General features: G+C 65.0%; 15 protein-coding genes and 1 pseudogene. 6 read left to right on the top strand and 10 right to left on the bottom strand.

Annotated features, from left to right (window positions below):
* The first annotated feature begins 75 nt into the window (after window positions 1-75).
* Complete coding sequence (locus QOL62_RS14110) at window positions 76-1,329, top strand: MFS transporter (RefSeq protein ID WP_283406733.1); 1,254 nt, start codon at window positions 76-78, stop codon at window positions 1,327-1,329.
* A gap of 103 nt (window positions 1,330-1,432) precedes the next feature.
* The gene (locus QOL62_RS14105; protein ID WP_283406732.1) at window positions 1,433-2,647 is read left to right on the top strand and encodes an acyltransferase family protein; all 1,215 of its coding nucleotides are present in this window, start codon (window positions 1,433-1,435) and stop codon (window positions 2,645-2,647) included.
* Window positions 2,648-2,742: 95 nt separating this feature from the next.
* Here QOL62_RS14105 and QOL62_RS14100 read toward each other — a convergent pair whose 3' ends face one another.
* The 8 genes from QOL62_RS14100 to QOL62_RS14065 form a co-directional block, all read right to left on the bottom strand.
* Complete coding sequence (locus QOL62_RS14100; RefSeq protein ID WP_103730141.1) at window positions 2,743-3,906, bottom strand: thiolase family protein; 1,164 nt, start codon at window positions 3,904-3,906, stop codon at window positions 2,743-2,745.
* Window positions 3,906-4,310, bottom strand: coding sequence for a Zn-ribbon domain-containing OB-fold protein (locus tag QOL62_RS14095; RefSeq protein WP_103730142.1), 405 nt, complete (start codon window positions 4,308-4,310; stop codon window positions 3,906-3,908). Before QOL62_RS14095 ends, QOL62_RS14100 begins: the two co-directional genes overlap by 1 nt.
* A gap of 104 nt (window positions 4,311-4,414) precedes the next feature.
* The gene (locus tag QOL62_RS14090; protein WP_103730143.1) at window positions 4,415-5,335 is read right to left on the bottom strand and encodes a TIGR03619 family F420-dependent LLM class oxidoreductase; all 921 of its coding nucleotides are present in this window, start codon (window positions 5,333-5,335) and stop codon (window positions 4,415-4,417) included.
* Window positions 5,336-5,370: 35 nt separating this feature from the next.
* Window positions 5,371-6,621 carry a CaiB/BaiF CoA transferase family protein gene (locus tag QOL62_RS14085; protein WP_283406731.1) on the bottom strand — a complete coding sequence of 417 codons (1,251 nt, stop codon included), beginning with the start codon at window positions 6,619-6,621 and terminating at the stop codon, window positions 5,371-5,373.
* Window positions 6,618-7,775, bottom strand: coding sequence for a CaiB/BaiF CoA transferase family protein (locus QOL62_RS14080; protein ID WP_283406730.1), 1,158 nt, complete (start codon window positions 7,773-7,775; stop codon window positions 6,618-6,620). Before QOL62_RS14080 ends, QOL62_RS14085 begins: the two co-directional genes overlap by 4 nt.
* Window positions 7,772-8,527 (bottom strand): SDR family NAD(P)-dependent oxidoreductase, encoded by a 756-nt coding sequence (locus QOL62_RS14075; protein WP_283406729.1) that lies wholly within the window; start codon window positions 8,525-8,527, stop codon window positions 7,772-7,774. The genes QOL62_RS14080 and QOL62_RS14075 overlap by 4 nt, the downstream gene beginning before the upstream one ends.
* Window positions 8,524-9,954, bottom strand: a complete 1,431-nt coding sequence (locus QOL62_RS14070; RefSeq protein WP_283406728.1) for an aromatic ring-hydroxylating oxygenase subunit alpha — start codon at window positions 9,952-9,954, stop codon at window positions 8,524-8,526. The genes QOL62_RS14075 and QOL62_RS14070 overlap by 4 nt, the downstream gene beginning before the upstream one ends.
* Window positions 9,955-9,976: 22 nt before the next feature.
* The gene (locus QOL62_RS14065) at window positions 9,977-11,260 is read right to left on the bottom strand and encodes a metal-dependent hydrolase family protein (protein WP_283406727.1); all 1,284 of its coding nucleotides are present in this window, start codon (window positions 11,258-11,260) and stop codon (window positions 9,977-9,979) included.
* Between the two features lie 233 nt (window positions 11,261-11,493).
* Between QOL62_RS14065 and QOL62_RS14060 the strand changes: the two genes are divergently transcribed.
* From QOL62_RS14060 to QOL62_RS14050, 3 genes are all read left to right on the top strand, one after another.
* A complete protein-coding gene (locus QOL62_RS14060; protein ID WP_283406726.1) occupies window positions 11,494-11,829 on the top strand; it encodes a 2Fe-2S iron-sulfur cluster-binding protein in 336 nt (111 codons plus the stop codon).
* Between the two features lie 119 nt (window positions 11,830-11,948).
* The gene (locus tag QOL62_RS14055; protein WP_283406725.1) at window positions 11,949-13,274 is read left to right on the top strand and encodes a cytochrome P450; all 1,326 of its coding nucleotides are present in this window, start codon (window positions 11,949-11,951) and stop codon (window positions 13,272-13,274) included.
* Between the two features lie 26 nt (window positions 13,275-13,300).
* Entirely contained in the window at window positions 13,301-14,227 is a 927-nt protein-coding gene (locus tag QOL62_RS14050; RefSeq protein WP_283406724.1) for an SDR family NAD(P)-dependent oxidoreductase, read from the top strand.
* A 221-nt stretch (window positions 14,228-14,448) separates the two neighbouring features.
* On the opposite strand, the gene QOL62_RS14045 is transcribed toward QOL62_RS14050, so the two are convergent.
* On the bottom strand, window positions 14,449-15,228 hold the full coding sequence (locus QOL62_RS14045) for an alpha/beta fold hydrolase (RefSeq protein WP_283406723.1): 780 nt from the start codon (window positions 15,226-15,228) through the stop codon (window positions 14,449-14,451).
* 16 nt (window positions 15,229-15,244) lie between these two features.
* Window positions 15,245-15,736 (bottom strand): flavin reductase family protein, encoded by a 492-nt coding sequence (locus QOL62_RS14040; protein ID WP_283406722.1) that lies wholly within the window; start codon window positions 15,734-15,736, stop codon window positions 15,245-15,247.
* 318 nt (window positions 15,737-16,054) lie between these two features.
* Here QOL62_RS14040 and QOL62_RS14035 point away from each other — a divergent pair.
* Window positions 16,055-16,269, top strand: a pseudogene (locus tag QOL62_RS14035) (aldehyde dehydrogenase family protein); the annotation flags it as partial.

Genomic DNA, 16,269 nt, shown 5'->3' with positions numbered 1-16,269 from the left:
GCGTGCATTTGTCTTCAGAGACGCCGCAGGGCAGGTTCCGGCTGTCGCGCCTGCTGACAGGGCCGGGAGAGAAACTTGCTCGAGGAAAACCTGACGGCGCGGGAGGAGTTTGGCCGCCACTGGCGCATGGTCGTCGCAGCGGCGGTGGGCTTCTCCTTCACGTCGGTCGTGACGGCGTCCACCGGCCTCTTCATCGGTCCCATCAGCCGCGAGTTCGGCTGGAGCATCACGCTGGCCGCCTCCGGCGTGTCGATAACGGCGGTCCTCACGTTCCTGTTCTCGCCGCTGTTCGGCCTGTTCATCGACAAGTGGGGCGTGCGCCGCATGGCGCTGCCCGGCCTCCTTCTGATGGGGCTGGTGATAGCGTCTCTGAGCCTGCTCGACGGTTCGGTGTGGCAGTGGTTCGCGATATGGACGTTCTATTCGCTCGCCGCGCTGATGACCAAGTCTACCGTTTGGACGGCATCGGCAAATAGCACCTTCAGGGCAGGCCGGGGCATAGCCCTTGGGCTGGTGCTGTCGGGGTCGGCCCTTGCTCAGGCCTTCACGCCGGTGATCGCGGAGTACCTCATCCGCCAGTACGGCTGGCGGCTGGCATTCGTCTACCTCGCGGCGGGCTGGGGTATCCTTGCCGTGACGGTGTGCTTCTCCTGGCTGCGGGACGGCTACGAGATCGGACGAGAGGCGGGCCAGACGCGCGGCGGCCCTCTGCTGGACGTTCCCGGGCTGACCGTGCGCGAGGCACTGCGCAACGGCGCTGTCCTGCGTGTTGCGGCATCGACGTTCCTTGTCATGATGGTGACGATCGGACTGGTCGTACACCAGTTCCGCATCCTTACCGGCTCCGGGTTCAGCCCCCAGACAGCGGCACTCGCGTCGGTTCCGGCCGGGTTGGCGGGCATCGCCGGGAAACTGATCACCGGCGCCCTGCTGGACCGCTATCCCGCGCGGTGGGTCGGTGGGCTGACGATCGGCGTGTCGGCGGTGACGTTTGCTGCCCTGCTCATCCCGCACGCGCCTGTGTGGATGGTGGTCGGCGCCCTGGTCGTCAACGGCTACGCCAGTGGGACGAAGCTGCAGCTCGTCGGGTACCTGACTGCGGCTTATACGGGCATGCGGCAGTTCGGCGCGATCTTCGGACTCATGGCCAGCCTGATCGCGGCCGGGTCGGGGCTTGGCCCGGTTCTGGGGGGATGGATCTACGATACCTGGCAGAATTACGATGTGGGGCTTTGGGCAGGCCTTCTGCTGACGCTCATCAGTTCATGGTTGCTGCTGCGCCTGCCGGCTTATCCGGACTGGAGCGAGCGTCGCGGGGCGCAGGGCTGATCCTGCCTGACGCACGCGCGCGAAGCCCGATACTCTCTGTTACAAGCGGATCGTTGCGAAGAGCAGACAACGCGCCTAATGAGCGGGCGATCTGCGGGCCCGCATGGGACGGCCGCTTTTGCAATGGAACGTGATGACCGCCGCCACCAGCCAGCGTCACTATGGAATGGATTGGCTGCGCATCGGTGCGTTCGTCATGCTGATCTTCTACCATGTGGGCTTTTCCTTCACCCCTTGGGGATATCAGACGCCCACCCGGGGCGTGGTTTCTTGGGCGGAGATACCGCTGCTGGGCCTCAACGCATGGCGGCTCGCGCTGCTCTTCGCGATTTCCGGCTATGCCAGCGCTGCCCTTCTGGCGAAGGACGGAGACACCGGCCGCTTTCTCAAGAGCCGCCTGCTTCGGCTGGGCCTGCCGCTGCTCTTCGGATTGACCGTGATCGTGCCGCCGCAGCCGTACCTCGGGCTGCTCAACACGGGGTACACGCACAACTACGCCTATTTCCTCTTCCATGACGCCTTCAGCTTCCGCCGGGTGATCTACGAGAACCTGCCGGCGGTCATGCACCTTTGGTTCGTGATCTACCTGCTGGCGTACACCATCATCCTGTGCGCGGCGTTGATGGTCATGCCGCGTTCCTGGCGCCAGGGGCTGAAGCGGGGCGTTGAGCGGGCCATAGCCGGCCCCTGGCTGCTGCCACTTGGCTGTCTTGCCACCTATGCTGTTCGTGCCGGAGACGGCTGGACAGACACGCATAGCCTGTTCACCGACCTGCGGGCACACCTTCACTACGGAAGCATGTTCCTGTTCGGCATACTGCTGCGCGGTTCCCCAGGTCTGCGGGAGGCGATCGCCCGCCAGTGGAAGCCCGCCTTGGGCCTGGGAGCGCTGGGCTACGCCTTCGTGGTGGTCGAGGCCTGCTACTTCCCCGGCAATGTGCGCACGCCGCCGAGTTGGATCGCTCCGCTCGATTTCGCGAAGGCTGTGCAGTGCTGGGGCACAGTAATTGCCCTTTTCGGCATCGCAGATCGTTTCTGGAACCATGATGCGCGCTGGCGCGCAACTTTGGCCGAAGCGGTGTTCCCGGTGTTCATCGCACACCAGACGGTCATGGTGCTTGCCGGATACTGGCTGCGCGACAAGGGCCTTACCGCGCTACCGGAATTCCTCGCGCTCTGCTTTGCGGTGGCGGCAGGGTCGTGGCTGTTCTACCTCGCGGGGCGAGAGATCGGGCCGCTGCGCCCGCTTATCGGCCTCAAGCGCGCCAAGCAGAAGCCTTCGGCGATCACCGTTGCGGTCGCGTCCGGCGCCGTCTGACCGCCATCCCCGACCCCGCAGAAGGAGAGCCTGCAGGGTCGGAGCCGGAACGATCACAGACCTGGTCGAGCTGACTTCCTTGAAACCGCGGGTATTCAGTCCCTGGCCAGAAGAAGAGCCGCCGCCAGCGGACCACCGCCCGATGTCGCCACCGCGACCTTCGGGCTTCCGGGGATCTGGCGCTCGCCGGCGTTCCCGCGTAGCTGTGTGACCGCCTCGTGCGCGAAGCCGAAGCCATGCAGGCGCCCCGCTCCCAACTGGCCACCGGCAGTGTTCAGCGGAAGTTCGCCATCGCGGGCGATCCGGGTGCCGCCTTCGATGAAGCGGCCGCCTTCGCCCTTTTCGCAGAAGCCCAGTCCTTCCAGCCAGGTGATCGGCAGGAACGCGAAGCCGTCGTAGAACTGTGCGGTGTCGACATCGTCCACGGTGTAGTCGGTGTGCGCCCATAAGTCCCGGCCGGCGTCGTAGGCCGCGGGCCATTCGACCTGGTCCCACGAGTAGCGGTCCACGGAGCCGGACATTGCCGCAATGCGGATGGGTTCGCACGTGACCTCGTCCAGCGCGTCTCCGGCGGACACGATGACGACAGTAGAGGCATCGGAGAAGCGGTCGCAGTCGTAGAGGCACAGCGGCGTGGAGATCATCCGCGCCGACATGTACTTGTCCAGCGTGAGCTCCTCCTTCGTGATGGCCCGCGCCCGGGGGTTCAACATGGCATTTTTGGAGCCGTTGATGGCGATCTGGCCCAGCTGCTCGCGTGTCATTCCGTACTTGTGGACGTGCCGTGCAGCGTACTGTGCGGTCCAGCAGGCGGCCGAAGTGGCCCAGAAGGGGCTGGTCCACTGCGAAGCCCCTGAAACCGTGTCAGATCGTGCGGGCATGTACTGCGCCGGATCGGCCATGCCGCCCGCTTCGTAGACGGTGCGAAAGCAGAGTACATGGCGGCAGATGCCTTGCTTCACCGCCCAGGCGGCCATGCCGATTGCGGAAAGCTGCGCGGGCTGTTCCATGCCGCCCATCTGCCACTTGGACCTGATTCCGAGGGCTTCGATCACGTCATCCGTCCCGACGGGCGAGAACGCGAGATATCCCGAAACCTTGCCGGGGAACGAGAACACGCCGTCGATCTGATCGAAGGTGAGGCCGGCTTCGGCGATGGCTTCGCGGGCGGCGTCCACCGTCAGCAAAAGGGGGTGGCGCGGCAGGCGCACGCCCACTTCGGACTGGCCGACGCCGGTGATGTACGCTTCGCGGCTCATCAGGCAACTCGCTCGAACAAGGGGTAGTGGATGCCGTCCTGTTCTTCGAAAAGGACACGCACCCGGTCCCCGAAGGCCACGTCTTCAACGGCGCAATTGACGATGTTGGTCGTGAGGTACACGCCCGGAATGCCGTCGAGCGCGACGCGGGCGATCACGTAGGGAACCTCGAGATCCTTGGCCCAGGGCTGATAATTGATCGTGAACGTGTCGATGACGCCGGTCCCGGGTGCGGCCTTCGGCGCGATGTTTTCCGATTGGCAGTGGCGGCACAGGACGCGCGGCGGATGGGTATACTGCCCACAATCGCCGCAGTGGACGATGTTCAGCCGTCCTTCCGCGCCGCCGGTCCAGAAGGCCATGTTTTCCTGATCGAGCTTGGGCCTGGGCCGCTTCGGCTTCATGACTGCGCGCTCATGATCGTTTTCTCCCCTTTGTTGCTGCATCAGTCCGGTGGACCTGCGCGAAGGTCAAGTGGACCCGCCGCAGTCATCGCCGCTACGTTCGCTCAGCGCAGGGCAGGCATGATCTCCTCGGCGATCCATTGCGTATAATCGTAGTAGGCTTCGATGCTCGGCAGGGCGGGTATGGGCACGGAACTCCAGGTGACCCCCTGAGCGGCGAGCCAGCCCAGACGATCGACGATCTCCTGCCGGGTCTGACCGGGGCGGGCGGTCGGATCATCGATAACCGCATGGCCTTCGCCCACACGGCTGGTGGACATGCCGTAAAACACGTCCGCAAGCTGGCCGTTGTAATCCGGCTGCGAGCGGATGAAGTCGATGCGCGCGGCGATGTTCTCGGGCTTGGTGAGGAAGGGCCACCAGCCCTGTGCATAGCGGGCGACGCGCTTCAGGACTGGATCGGCATCGCCCCCGAACCAGATCGGCAGGTGCGGCTTCTGAACGGGCTTGGGTTCGAACGCGACGTCGCGAAAGGAGACATACTTGCCGTCGAACTCCGGGTTCTCCTGTGTCCACAGCGCGAGGATCGCCTGGATGTACTCCTCGGCCATGGCGCCGCGCTCGTGGAATGGGATGCCCAGGATCGCGAACTCCTCCTCCAGCCACCCCACGGCGAAGGTGATGGTCACGCGGCCGCTTGAGAGCCAGTCCATCGTCGACAGCGCCTTGGCGGTGATGATCGGGTTCTGGGCGGGAAGAATGGCGATGCAGGAGTTCACGCGCACGCGTTCGGTCGCCCCTGCGAGGTAGGCCATCGCGGTGTAGGCGTTGAAGTAGAACGGCCCCGACAGATCCACATGCGCGCGGGGGATGATGTGGTGTTCCGGAACGGCGATCATTTCGAAACCGAGCGTCTCCGCCCATTTCGCGAGTCGGGTCTGGTCGGCACCGGTGACGCGCGTCTCCCACGGCTGCATCGTTGCCTTGAGCCGCAGCATGTGCGGCATCGCGAAACCCAGTTTCATGATCGTTTCCCTCCGTGCCGCCGGGCCGCGCCGCCCTAGTCGATCACCTTGCGGGCAATCAGATCGTTCATCTCGTCCTCGCGCAAGCCCATGATCGTACGGAAGACATGGGCGTTGTGCTCCCCCAGCCGGGGAGCGCCATTGTTCAACAAGGGGGGGTCGGGGTTCATGCGCCAGGACGGGCCGATGACGGGGCGGCTGCCGGCGTTGTCGTCGGATACCATGCGGAAGGCTTCGCGCTGCCATAGGAAGGCGTTCGTCGTGAGGTCGAGCGAGCTCATGCAAGGGTATGCGGCGACCCCCGCTTTCCGCAGCTTTTCCGCCAGTTCGGCTGCGTCGTGGGAGATGGTCCTTGCGGCGATCTCTGCCTCGAGGGCAGTGCGGTTGGCGAGGCGGGCGGCCAGGCTCGAGAACCGCTCGTCCGCAGCCAGCGGTTGCGCGCGCAGCACAGTGCAGAGGGCCTGCCACTCTGCCTCGTTCGCTATGGCGATACTTGTCCAGCCCTGGTCGGCGCAGGGATAGGCGCCGTGCGGGCACATGTCGGGGTGCCGGTTGCCGTCGGCCTGCGGCACCACGCCCGTCACATTCGCGGCGAAGAGGCTGTCACCGACAAGGCTCGTCATCGCCTCCACTGCCGAGAGGTCGATGAACTGGCCTTCGCCTGTACTCTCGCGATGGTGGAGGGCCGCGATGCAGGCGAGCGCCGCCAGCGCACCGGCCGTGGAGTCGCCATAGCGGATGTTCATCCCCTTGGGCGCCTCGTCGTCATGGCCGACCAGCGCGGTGAGCCCGGACAGCGCGGCGAAGCACGGAGCATAGCCGGTCTGATAGCCGAGAGGGCCTTCGCTGCCCCACATCTTGATCGAGCACTGTATCAGATCAGGCTTGATGCGCTTCAGGCTGTCGTAATCGAGGCCGGAACGCTCCAAGGCTCCGGGGCGTATGTTGTCGATGAAGATGTCCGCGCGAGCCACGAGGCTTTTCAGAAGGTCGAGACCTTCGGCGGTCTTCAAGTTGATCTGCGCCGACAGGATCTCCTGGTTGATCGAAAGGAAATAGGGGGCGGCGTCGATGTCCACACCCCCGTAGGCGCGCATCTCGTCCAGATTCGAGCGGCTTTCGATCTTGATGACCTCTGCGCCCAGGTGCGCCAGCATCTTCCCCGCGTAGGGACCGGCCCAAACCTTGGTGAGCTCGACCACGCGGACGCCTTTCAAGGGACCGCCACGATCGGGCAATTCGCTGGAGGTCTGGTCGAAAAGGGCGGGGGGCGGGCGGCGTGTCATGCCGACAATTCCCCCTGGTCCGCGCCGAGAGCGGGAGCGGGCGCGCGCACCCCTGCCGGAGTCGCGCTCATGCGGTAGCAGGCGCCCGGGTAGGCTACCGGCCCAAACGTCGGATGATCGGCAGGCTGGAAGAAGGCGCGGTGGACGAACTGCTCATGCACCGGAAGGTCGGCGGCGGTGTTGATCGGCACCATCGCTACGCCCGCCTTCTGCGCGGCCACGGTTACGGCGTGTTTGTGCCGCAGCGCGATCCAGGAGGCGAAGTTTTGGCGAAAGGCCGCGACGTTGGCGGGCGTGCAATCGAACTCCAGCCAGTCCTGACGGAAGTTCCGGCTCCAGTCCGGATCGCCCATCAGGCCGCAAAGCGCCTTCCAGTGCAGGCTCGTCGTCATGAACAGGAACACGTGGCCATCGATGCAGGCGAAGGAAGTGCCCGGACCGCCCATGTCATAGGCGGTACGTGCGACCGAAGGGTCTGCCTCCCCGGCGAGCATCCTGCCCAGCACGGCATCCGCCCGGTTGAGCTGCACCTCCACTTCGGAGATGTCGATGAACTGGCCCTTTCCGCACCGGCGCAGGCGCAGGAGCGATGCCATCGTCGCCATCGCCGCGTCTATGCCTGCCTCATAGTCGGGGAGAAAGCGGCCTGCTCCCTTCAGGGGCGGCTTGTCGGGGGGAGCCTCGCTAGGGCTGTGATAGCCCCAGCCCCCGGCATTGATGACATTGACGGAGCGCAGAACCTGCAGGTCCTGCGGAGCGTCCTGTCCGAACGGAGTGACGATGGTATGGACCAGGTGGGGGTGCCGCCGCGCGACGTGGTCGGGGCTCAGTCCGCTCCGCTGCGTCCACGCCTCGCTGTGGTCGTCCACGAGGCCGTGCGCCCGCGCCAGCAGCCTGTCCAGCAGCGCCTGCTCTCCTGTGTCCTCAAGGGCCAGTGCGACGGACTGCTTGTTGGTGTTGAGGTAGGCAAAAAGCGTGCTTTCGCCCTTGTGGTACGGCCCCATATGCCGCGTGGGCGCGCCCTTCGGACACTCCACCTTGATCACCTGCGCACCGAGGTCCGCCAGCAGCTTGCCGGTGTATTCTCCTGCTGGCCGTTCCGCCGTCTCGACGATCAGCAGCCCGGCAAGTGCGCCTGCAGTGGTCTGGGTCATAGGGATTGGCCATCATCGATTGTGAAGGTGCTGCCGGTTACCTGCGCAGAGGCATCGGAGAGGAGATAGAGGAGCATGGGGTTGAGAGCATCGGCTGCGAGAAGGCGCCGGCGGTGGAGGCCTGCGATGTCCCTTCGGCCGCGTTCGCTGCCGAACCATGTGGAGTTGATCCCGGTGGGTATCCACCCCGGCTCCAGAGTGTTCACGTTGATGCCCTGGCGGACCCATTCGCGCGCGAACTGACGGCCCAGGTGCGCAAGCGCGGCCTTGCTGGCTGCATAGAGCGCATCGCCCGTGCCGTTCTGCCGGGCCGTAATCGAGCCGATCAGGACGATCCGGCCGTCGTGCCGATGGCCGCTGCCGCTCGCGATGAGCCGGCGGGCTCCTTCACGCGCGACGAGGTAGGCGCCGAGAAGGTTGGTGTCGATCACCCCGCGAAGCGCAGTGACCGGCACGTCCGTCGAGCGTCCGCCGGTCCCGATGCCGGCGTTGGCGACCACGCCATGAACGATGCCGAAGTGCGCCTGCGCCGTATCGAAAGCCGCCGCTATGGAGGCCTCGTCCGTGACGTCCATCGGCACTGCCAGCGCTGCCGAGCCGATCTCTCGGGCAAGCGCCTGGGTGCGCTCAAGGCGGCGGGCTGCGAGGATGACCCGTCCTCCGGCGCCGGCAACGGCCCGTGCGAACGTGGCTCCGATGCCGGAGGACGCGCCGGCGATGAGAGTGGTCCGTCCCTGCAGGGTGAAGCTCACGTGCGTTGCAGCGCCGTCCAGTCCGGGAGCTTCGGCGGCATGGCGATGTACTTGTCGATCGCGCGCTCGAAGTGACGGATGCGGATCTCCTGGTAGTCGCCCAGCGTCAGCCCCGGCTTCGCGGAGGCCTCCAGGCCCTCCTGCTGGGCGTGGAGATTGTCGGTGTCCTGGTCGAGGATGATGCCGAAGCCGGGATCCATGCCGTCCGCCTCGGCGAAAGACTGGTGATCCTGCAGGATCTGCATCTCTGCCGTTTCAACCTGGCTGCCGTCGCGCGGCTTGGGCCGCATGAACATGACTTCGTAGATAGTGCGCCGGTGGTCCCTGGCGTCCGGGCGGAAGCGGTAGATCATCGGCAGCGAGATGCCCGGGAACAGGAACAGGTTCGGGAAGAACGTGTAGCTGTAGGTATCGAGAAGTTCCGTGTCGGATACGGCCGAAAGATCGGAGTTGGTGGCACTTTCGAACAGGGTGCGGAACATGTCCGCCATGACCTGCCGCGCGCGTTCCCCGTCCTTGAGTTCGGGCCTGGTTCCTCCCAGCGAGGAACTGTCGCCCAGCGTGAAATTGTCGATGATGTCCTTCTCGGAGTATCTGTTGCGCAGCTTGGGGCTGACGACGCCAAGCGCGGAGATGAAGCGGTTCACATGCTCTCCATAGACGTCGTACTGCGAGTTCACGTCGCCGTTGGCAGGCGCCACCTGGGGGTGCGTGTCGCCAACGTGGTAAGCCTCCATGAAGGCTTCCATCGTCAGCTTCCAGTTCGCCGGGTAGCTCTTCTGGACGTGGAGGTAGATGTAGCGGTCTTCAAGCCGCCAGGCCGCCATGTGTGCCTTGATCTCCGGCCCGAGATATTCGGCAAGGGAGGGAGCGTCCGGGTCCATGTTGATCCACACGAAGCCGCCAAGCCGTTCCACCCGCGCCTCCGGAAGGCAGGTCCGGCGTGTGATGGCGTGAGCGAAGTCCCATCGCTCCGGGATTTCCTTCAGCGAGCCGTCAAGATTCCAGGTCCAGCCGTGGAAGGGACATTTGAGGTTCATGGTGTAGCCGCTTGTTCCGGAAGGCTTCAGCTTCGTCCCGCGGTGCAGGCAGGCGTTGAAATACGCATGAATGGCGCCGTTCTCGTTGCGGGTGACGATGAACGAATAGGGGCCCACATCGTAGACGTAGTAGTCTCCCGCTTCCGGGATGTGATCCTCGCGGCAGGCCATCTGCCAGGTGCGGGTCCACATGCGCTCCATCTCGGCGGAGGCGAAAGCCGGGTCCACGTAGCGATCCTTGGAGACATCCTCGCTGCCAAGATACTCGTAGCTTTCGCTCGCGGCCCACACAGGCGCCGCCACCTTGTCGCGGGCGATGATCTCCTGCGTGGTTTCTGCCGGACACCGGGCCTCGCCCGGCTGCAACGTGCCGGTCTGGACGTTCATAGCCTCTAGCTCCTGATCGAAGTCATTCCGCCGCCTGGAGCACGGGCGAAAGGCCGCGCGCCGGGATTGGCAGTGTGGATTTGTGGATCGCGCCGCCCTTCATGACGAAGACGACCTTTTCCGGTCCCGCCAGAACCGCGATGTCGGTAAGGGGGTCGCCGTCGATCAGGATCAGGTCGGCCAGGTTTCCCGGCTCGAGCGTTCCCAGATCGTCATACCCCATCGCCTGACCGCCGTTGCGCGTGGCGCAGAGCAGCGCCTCGGTTGTGCTGTATCCAAAGTGGTCGACGAAGAACTCGAGGTCGCGCCCCTGCGTCCCCTGCTTGCTCCACCCGAAGCCGTAGTCTCCGCCGATGAGGTGTCGGATGCCGCGCTTGCGCAGTTCTGTGTGCGTGTGAATGGAATTTTCAAGCAACTCGGGAATGTTCATGTAACCGCCCACTTCGGGCGTGAGCCCGTGGGCCGAGGCCTCCCCTGCCATGATCTGCGCGAAAAGGCCGATCGTGGGCACCACGAAGATGCGATCGCGCGCCTCTTCCATGAGGTCGAGCAGTTCCTCGTCGGAATATTCTGTGTGAAAGAGGCCATCGACGCCGGCACGCACGCACCGTTTCGACCCTTCGATGGATCGGGTATGCGCGTTGATCCTGCGCCCGTAGGCGTGGGCGGTTTCCGCCGCCACGCGGATCTCCTCGAAGGTCATGGGCGTAACGTGGGCGGGAGTGTTGGGATAGAAGGGGTCGCCCGAGACATCGAGCTTCACGTTGTCGACCCCTTCGCGGCAGTGCAGGCGCACGGCCTTCCGCATTTCCTCGACGCCGTCGACGATGGTGGATGGGCCGACGCGCGGATTGTGGAGCCGGCTTTCGTCACCCATGGCGCCGGTGACGCTGATCTCAAGCCCGCCGGCCCGGATGCGAGGGCCGGGGAGCCGCCCCGCGTTGACTTCGTCGCGCACCGCCACGGCCAGCTTGAGCTTCGCCTCCGACGCGCCGTAGGCACTGGTGAAGCCGGCGTCGATAAGTGCCTTCGCTCCGCGTGCGGCCGTGAACACCTGGGTTTCGGCACAAGGCGTGATGAGGTCTTCGGTGGCGCACACGTTCTCGAAGGAGAGATGCGCATGTCCTTCGGTCATGCCGGGCATGCAGAACAGCCCCGTGGCGTCGATGACGATATCGTCCGGGCGTACCTGCGCGGTGCTTCCGACAGAGACGATCCTCTCGCCTTCGACTACGATATCGCCGGAAAGCGGAGCCGCTCCTGTGCCACAGAACAGGGTTGCATGTCGGATCACTGTGCGGGCCACGTCGTCCCCTCCTTGTTTCGACGAGACTAGGCGGGACACCCCGCGTCGCAAATGACTGGTCCTGCAGAGCCGGTGTCCCCTGACGGCGGGCGCTTCCGGGTCAGTCAAGAAGGGCCGCGGCGCTGGCACTTTTCACGGGGCCGAGGCTGCGGGCAAGGAAGATGCAGAAGTCAGCGTGCCGGCGACTCCGCGGCTGGCCGCCACGCTCGACGATGGAGAGGACGGAACACACGATGGCGTCTCTGACAGTGACGATGACGGATGTCGAAGGCAGGACTCATGCGCTTGAGGACGTGGAGGACGGTATCAGCCTCATGGAACTGGGCCGGCGGCACGGTGTGGCCGGCATCATGGGGGACTGCGGAGGCGGCTGCGCCTGTGCCACCTGCCATGTCTATATCGGCGAGGAGTGGTGGGAGAAGGTCGGCGGCCCGGACGATGTGGAGTTCGCCATGCTGGACATGGTCGCCGACGTGATGCGGGACAATTCGCGCCTTGGCTGTCAGGTGCGCATGTCGCCCGAGCTGGACGGGCTTGCCGTCACCGTCGCGCCCGCATCGTCCGCCTGAGTGCAGACCGGGACAAGCGCGGGTTCGAGGGCGGGCATGGCCCGCCCGCCCGGGCGCGTTCATAACCGGCGTCATCGCTGACCTGAGACAGGTCCGGGACAAGCAGGATGAGATCGAGCATGGCGACTCAGATTACCCAGGATGGCATCTCTGCGCGGCAGGCGCTCACCGGAGCGCAGGAGAGACTGCTGAAGGAAGGCTCGCTGGCGGACACGGCCATCCAGGCCCAGCCACGTGAATACTACGCGGCAATGCGCCGGGCGGATCCGATCCACTTCGACGCGCGACTCGGCTCGTGGCTGGTCACCCGCCACGAGGACATCTCCGCCATTCAGTCCGACCCGGTCACCTTCTCGGTCCAGCACGGCTATTCCGAGCAGCAGGCGCGCGGCATGCGGAACGAATTCGAAACCTACCTGCGCGAGCATGGCGGCGGCTACTTCCCGGACGCGATCATGTCGGATCCTCCGTACCACACGCGTATTCGCAAGCTGATGGAGCAGGCGTTCACGGCGCACCGGGTCAAGGCGCTTGAGCCGCGCATCACCGATATCGTTCGCGGGGTCATCGCCGAAGCCATCGCGAGGGGTGATGGCACATGCGACGCGGTGAAGGACATCGCGATACCGCTCACCATCCGGATCATCGTCGAGCAGCTTGGTCTCGATACCGGCATGGAGGAGAAGATATCGCGCTGGTCGGTTGCGGTGACGGCCCAGATTGGCGCGATGCAGAACCGCGAGACGATGCTGGCGAACGCGGCTCAGATCGCAGAGCTGCAGAAGTATCTCATCGCCAAGATGAAGGCTCGGGAGGCGGAGCCGGCAGAGGACATGATCTCCGACCTCGTACACGCCCAGGTCACCAACGCCGACGGCTCTACGGAGAAGCTTACCTTCGCAGAAGCCGTCTCGCTGGTGCGCGCTACCCTGATCGCGGGGAACGACACGACGGCCACGGCGATCGGCAATCTCTTCTATGTGCTGACCACCAGGCCCGGTATGGCCGAGCTTCTGGAAAGCGTCGTCGATGACGAACGGCAACTCAATCGCTTCATCGAGGAGCATCTTCGAAACGAACCCCCGGTCAGGGCACTGTCCCGCATGACCACCCGCGAAGTCGTTGTGAACGGCACCACGATCCCGTCGCATGCGCATCTCCTGCTGGTCTATGGCTCGGGCAACGACGACGAGACCGTGTTCCCCGAACCGCGCCGCTTCGACATCACGCGGCCGAACCTGGGTCGCCATGTTGCGTTCGGAGGCGGGCCGCACCGGTGCATCGGTCTGGCGCTTGCCCGGATGGAAGTGAAAGTCGCCGCGCGTGAGATCGTGCGTCAGATGAAGAACCTGCGTCTGGCGATCGGGGAGGAGGAGATCCGCTACACGCCCTCGGTGGCGACCCGCACCATCGAATCCCTGCCCATCACCTTCGAGAAGCGCTGACCGGTCGGGGGAGGGGAGGCAGTACCATGGGAACGGAACTCAGCGGCAAGGTCGCCATCATCACGGGCGGTGCAGGAGGAATCGGCCGCGCGACAGTGGAACTGTTCGTAGCCGAAGGGGCACGCGTCGTGATTGCCGATCTGGCGGACGAGGCGGGCGAAGCCCTGGCAGGGCGGCTCGGGGCGCAGGCGATCTATCTTCGAACAGACGTGAGCGAACCGGACGCGATGCAGGCCCTGGCCGATACGGCTGTGGAATGTTTCGGCGGTCTCGACATCATGTTCAACAACGCCGGCATCTCCACGCGTCCCTACGCCAGCTTCCTTGACGACGAACTGGAGGATTTCGACCGGGTCATGCGGGTAAACGTGCTGGGGCCGATGCTCGGCACGCGCAACGCCGCACGCGTGATGCAGGCGCAGGGTCGAGGCGGCGTGATCCTCAACAACGCTTCCATCGCCGGCACTCTCGCGGGACATGGGATGATGACCTACCGCGCCTCCAAGGCAGCGCTGATCCAGTTCTCGAAATCGTCCGCCATTGACCTCGCCCGGCACGGCATTCGGGTGAACTGCCTCGTCCCGGGACATGTGCGGACGGAGTTGTCCTCTTTCGGCCAGGCCGGGGCCGACGCAGAGCTGGCGGCGCGCATCGAGGAGGGCGTGAACCGGGTCTATCTTTCGAACCAACTCATCAAGCGGCGGGGCGAACCGGATGATGTAGCACAGGTCGCTCTCTTCTTGGCGAGCGACAGGGCGCGCCATATGACCGGCGCGGTCATCCCGGTGGAGGGGGGCGTTACCGTCGGCGATCCTGTCAATCATCTGCAGGACATTCTTGACGCACGATCCGCCGCGATGAGCACCCGGGTCGCGGCAGCGGAAGACGGGGCAATGAACGGCGGGGCAATGAACGGCGGGGCAATAACGCAAGAGCATCCCGCCGAAGCCTGAAATACGATCCTGCCGGGCCGAAGGGGAGAGGGATGATGAGGACCATCTTCGTAGCGACGCTCGCCGCAGACGTCATCTGCGGGCCGACAGCCTTTTCGGTGGCACTGATCGCCAGGAACTGACGGACAAGGCCCAGTTCTCGGCGGCATGACGCCGGGGGCGGCGTTCGGCTACAAAGCGGCCGCCGTGGGCGAGCCGCGAACCTGCGGGGTTGAACTGAGCTAACGGTTCTGAAGAAAGGCCTCGATCTCCTCCGCAATGGTGCGGGGGAGTTCGAGGTTCAGCATGTGTCCCGCGTCCTCGTGATCAATGCGGGTTACGGCGGGGCTCAGGGCCAGGAGGGCATCCGCGATCATCCGGAAGTCAGTGACATCCTTCTCGCCGGTGAGCAGGAGCGTCGGCATGGACAGTGCGCTCACGCGGTCGGTGTCGGGCTGGGCGGGACGCTGCGCATCGTGGATCCACTGCGCGCCGGAGAAAGCCTCGATCGAAGTGCGCATCTGTTCGGCGGCGGCACTTTTTCGCACCGTCTCGAACAACGGGTGTGCCCACCAGAGGTCCCGCGCCCGGGCCATGTCGCCGCTGCGCGCCGCCGTGCCGATTGCCTTCCACCGCGCGACCCAGTCCGACGTCCATGTCCAGCCCACGACGAGCGGGCTCACCAGTACAAGGCGTCGCACCCTGTCTGGATGGTCGAGCGCGAAGTTGAGCGCGGTGGCGCCTCCCAGCGACATGCCGCATAAGTCCGCCTGCGCGATCCGGCGACTGTCCAGCAGCGCGAGCAGGTCATCCGCATGTGAATAGGCGTGCCCCGGCTCCGTTTCCGAAGCACCGAAACCGCGCTGGTCGTAGGCGACGAAGGGGCGATCGGTTGGAAGGTTGCCAATCACCCCGCGCCAGTCCTCTCGCGTTCCGCCGAAGCCGTGGATCAGGACGAGGGGCGTGCCTGTGCCATCGCGCCAGTCACCCGCCAGCGTTCCCCCTTCGACCGGAATGCGCAAGTTGCGGGGCAAGTCGTCACATCTTCTCGGCGAAGCTGCCGTAGCGTCCCCGGTGGAACAGCATCGGATCATCTTCGCGTACCGTTTCCATGCGCAGGATCTGGCCGAGCACGAACCAGTGATCTCCCGCTTCGGTGACGGAGTAGAGCTTGCACTCGATCGCGGCGATGGAGTCGGCGATGATCGGCAGATTGTGCTCCGAAATCACGTACTCGACACCGACGAACTTGGCGTCGCCCTTGGCCATCACGGCGCGGCAGACCTGCCCCTGGTCGCTGGCCATGACGTTGACGCAGAAATGGCCCGCCTTCTCGATCAGCGGCCAGGACGTGGAGGACTTGTCCGGAAAAAAGCCCACCAGCGGCGGGTCAAGCGAGACGGACGTGAAGCTGCCTACTACCATCCCGGCTGGCTTGCCTTCGTCAAGCGCGGTGATGACGCATACGCCGGTAGGATAGCTGCCGAGAACCTTGCGGAACTCCGCCGGGTCGATGGTCGTCTCACTCACGCGTTTTCACCTTTTCCTGGTGGGCAGAGCTTCGCTTGCTGCCTTTCCTCATGTGGAACGCGATTGCGAAGCTGAACAGAAGCGCCATCGCGATATTGCGGCCCCCTAGTGCCCGTTAGACTGGTGCCGGGCAAGAGGGCACGCATATGCAAGGGCGTGCGGCGGCTCCGGAAGAGCTTACGGAGGCGGCGCTAAACATGGTTTTTGGTGGTCCGGCGTGTGCTGGATGGCGGCCCGTTGCAACGACCGACCCGATTCCTGCCGCAAGCGGGGCTGGAACGCTGGACACCTGCGCGAAGAACATAGGGAACCTTGCACATGGCGACTGCCGAACTGATTGCCGAGACGCCCGTTGCGGCGGAAGTTGCTGAGCTTGTGGCGCGCTCGCGCGCTGCGCAGCAGCAGATCGAGAACGCCACGCAGGAAGAGGTGGACCGGTGGATTCGCGGCATGGTCTACGCCGTGTGCAAGCCCGGCATGGACGAGCAGATCGCCCGCGAGACAGTCGAGGAAACGCAGCTGGGCAACTACGA

This window comes from Novosphingobium panipatense, from assembly GCF_900182875.1.
GTDB classification, from domain to species: Bacteria; Pseudomonadota; Alphaproteobacteria; order Sphingomonadales; family Sphingomonadaceae; genus Novosphingobium; species Novosphingobium panipatense.
Note: the sequence above shows the minus strand (reverse complement) of the source record. Positions and strands in the feature narration are given on the sequence as shown.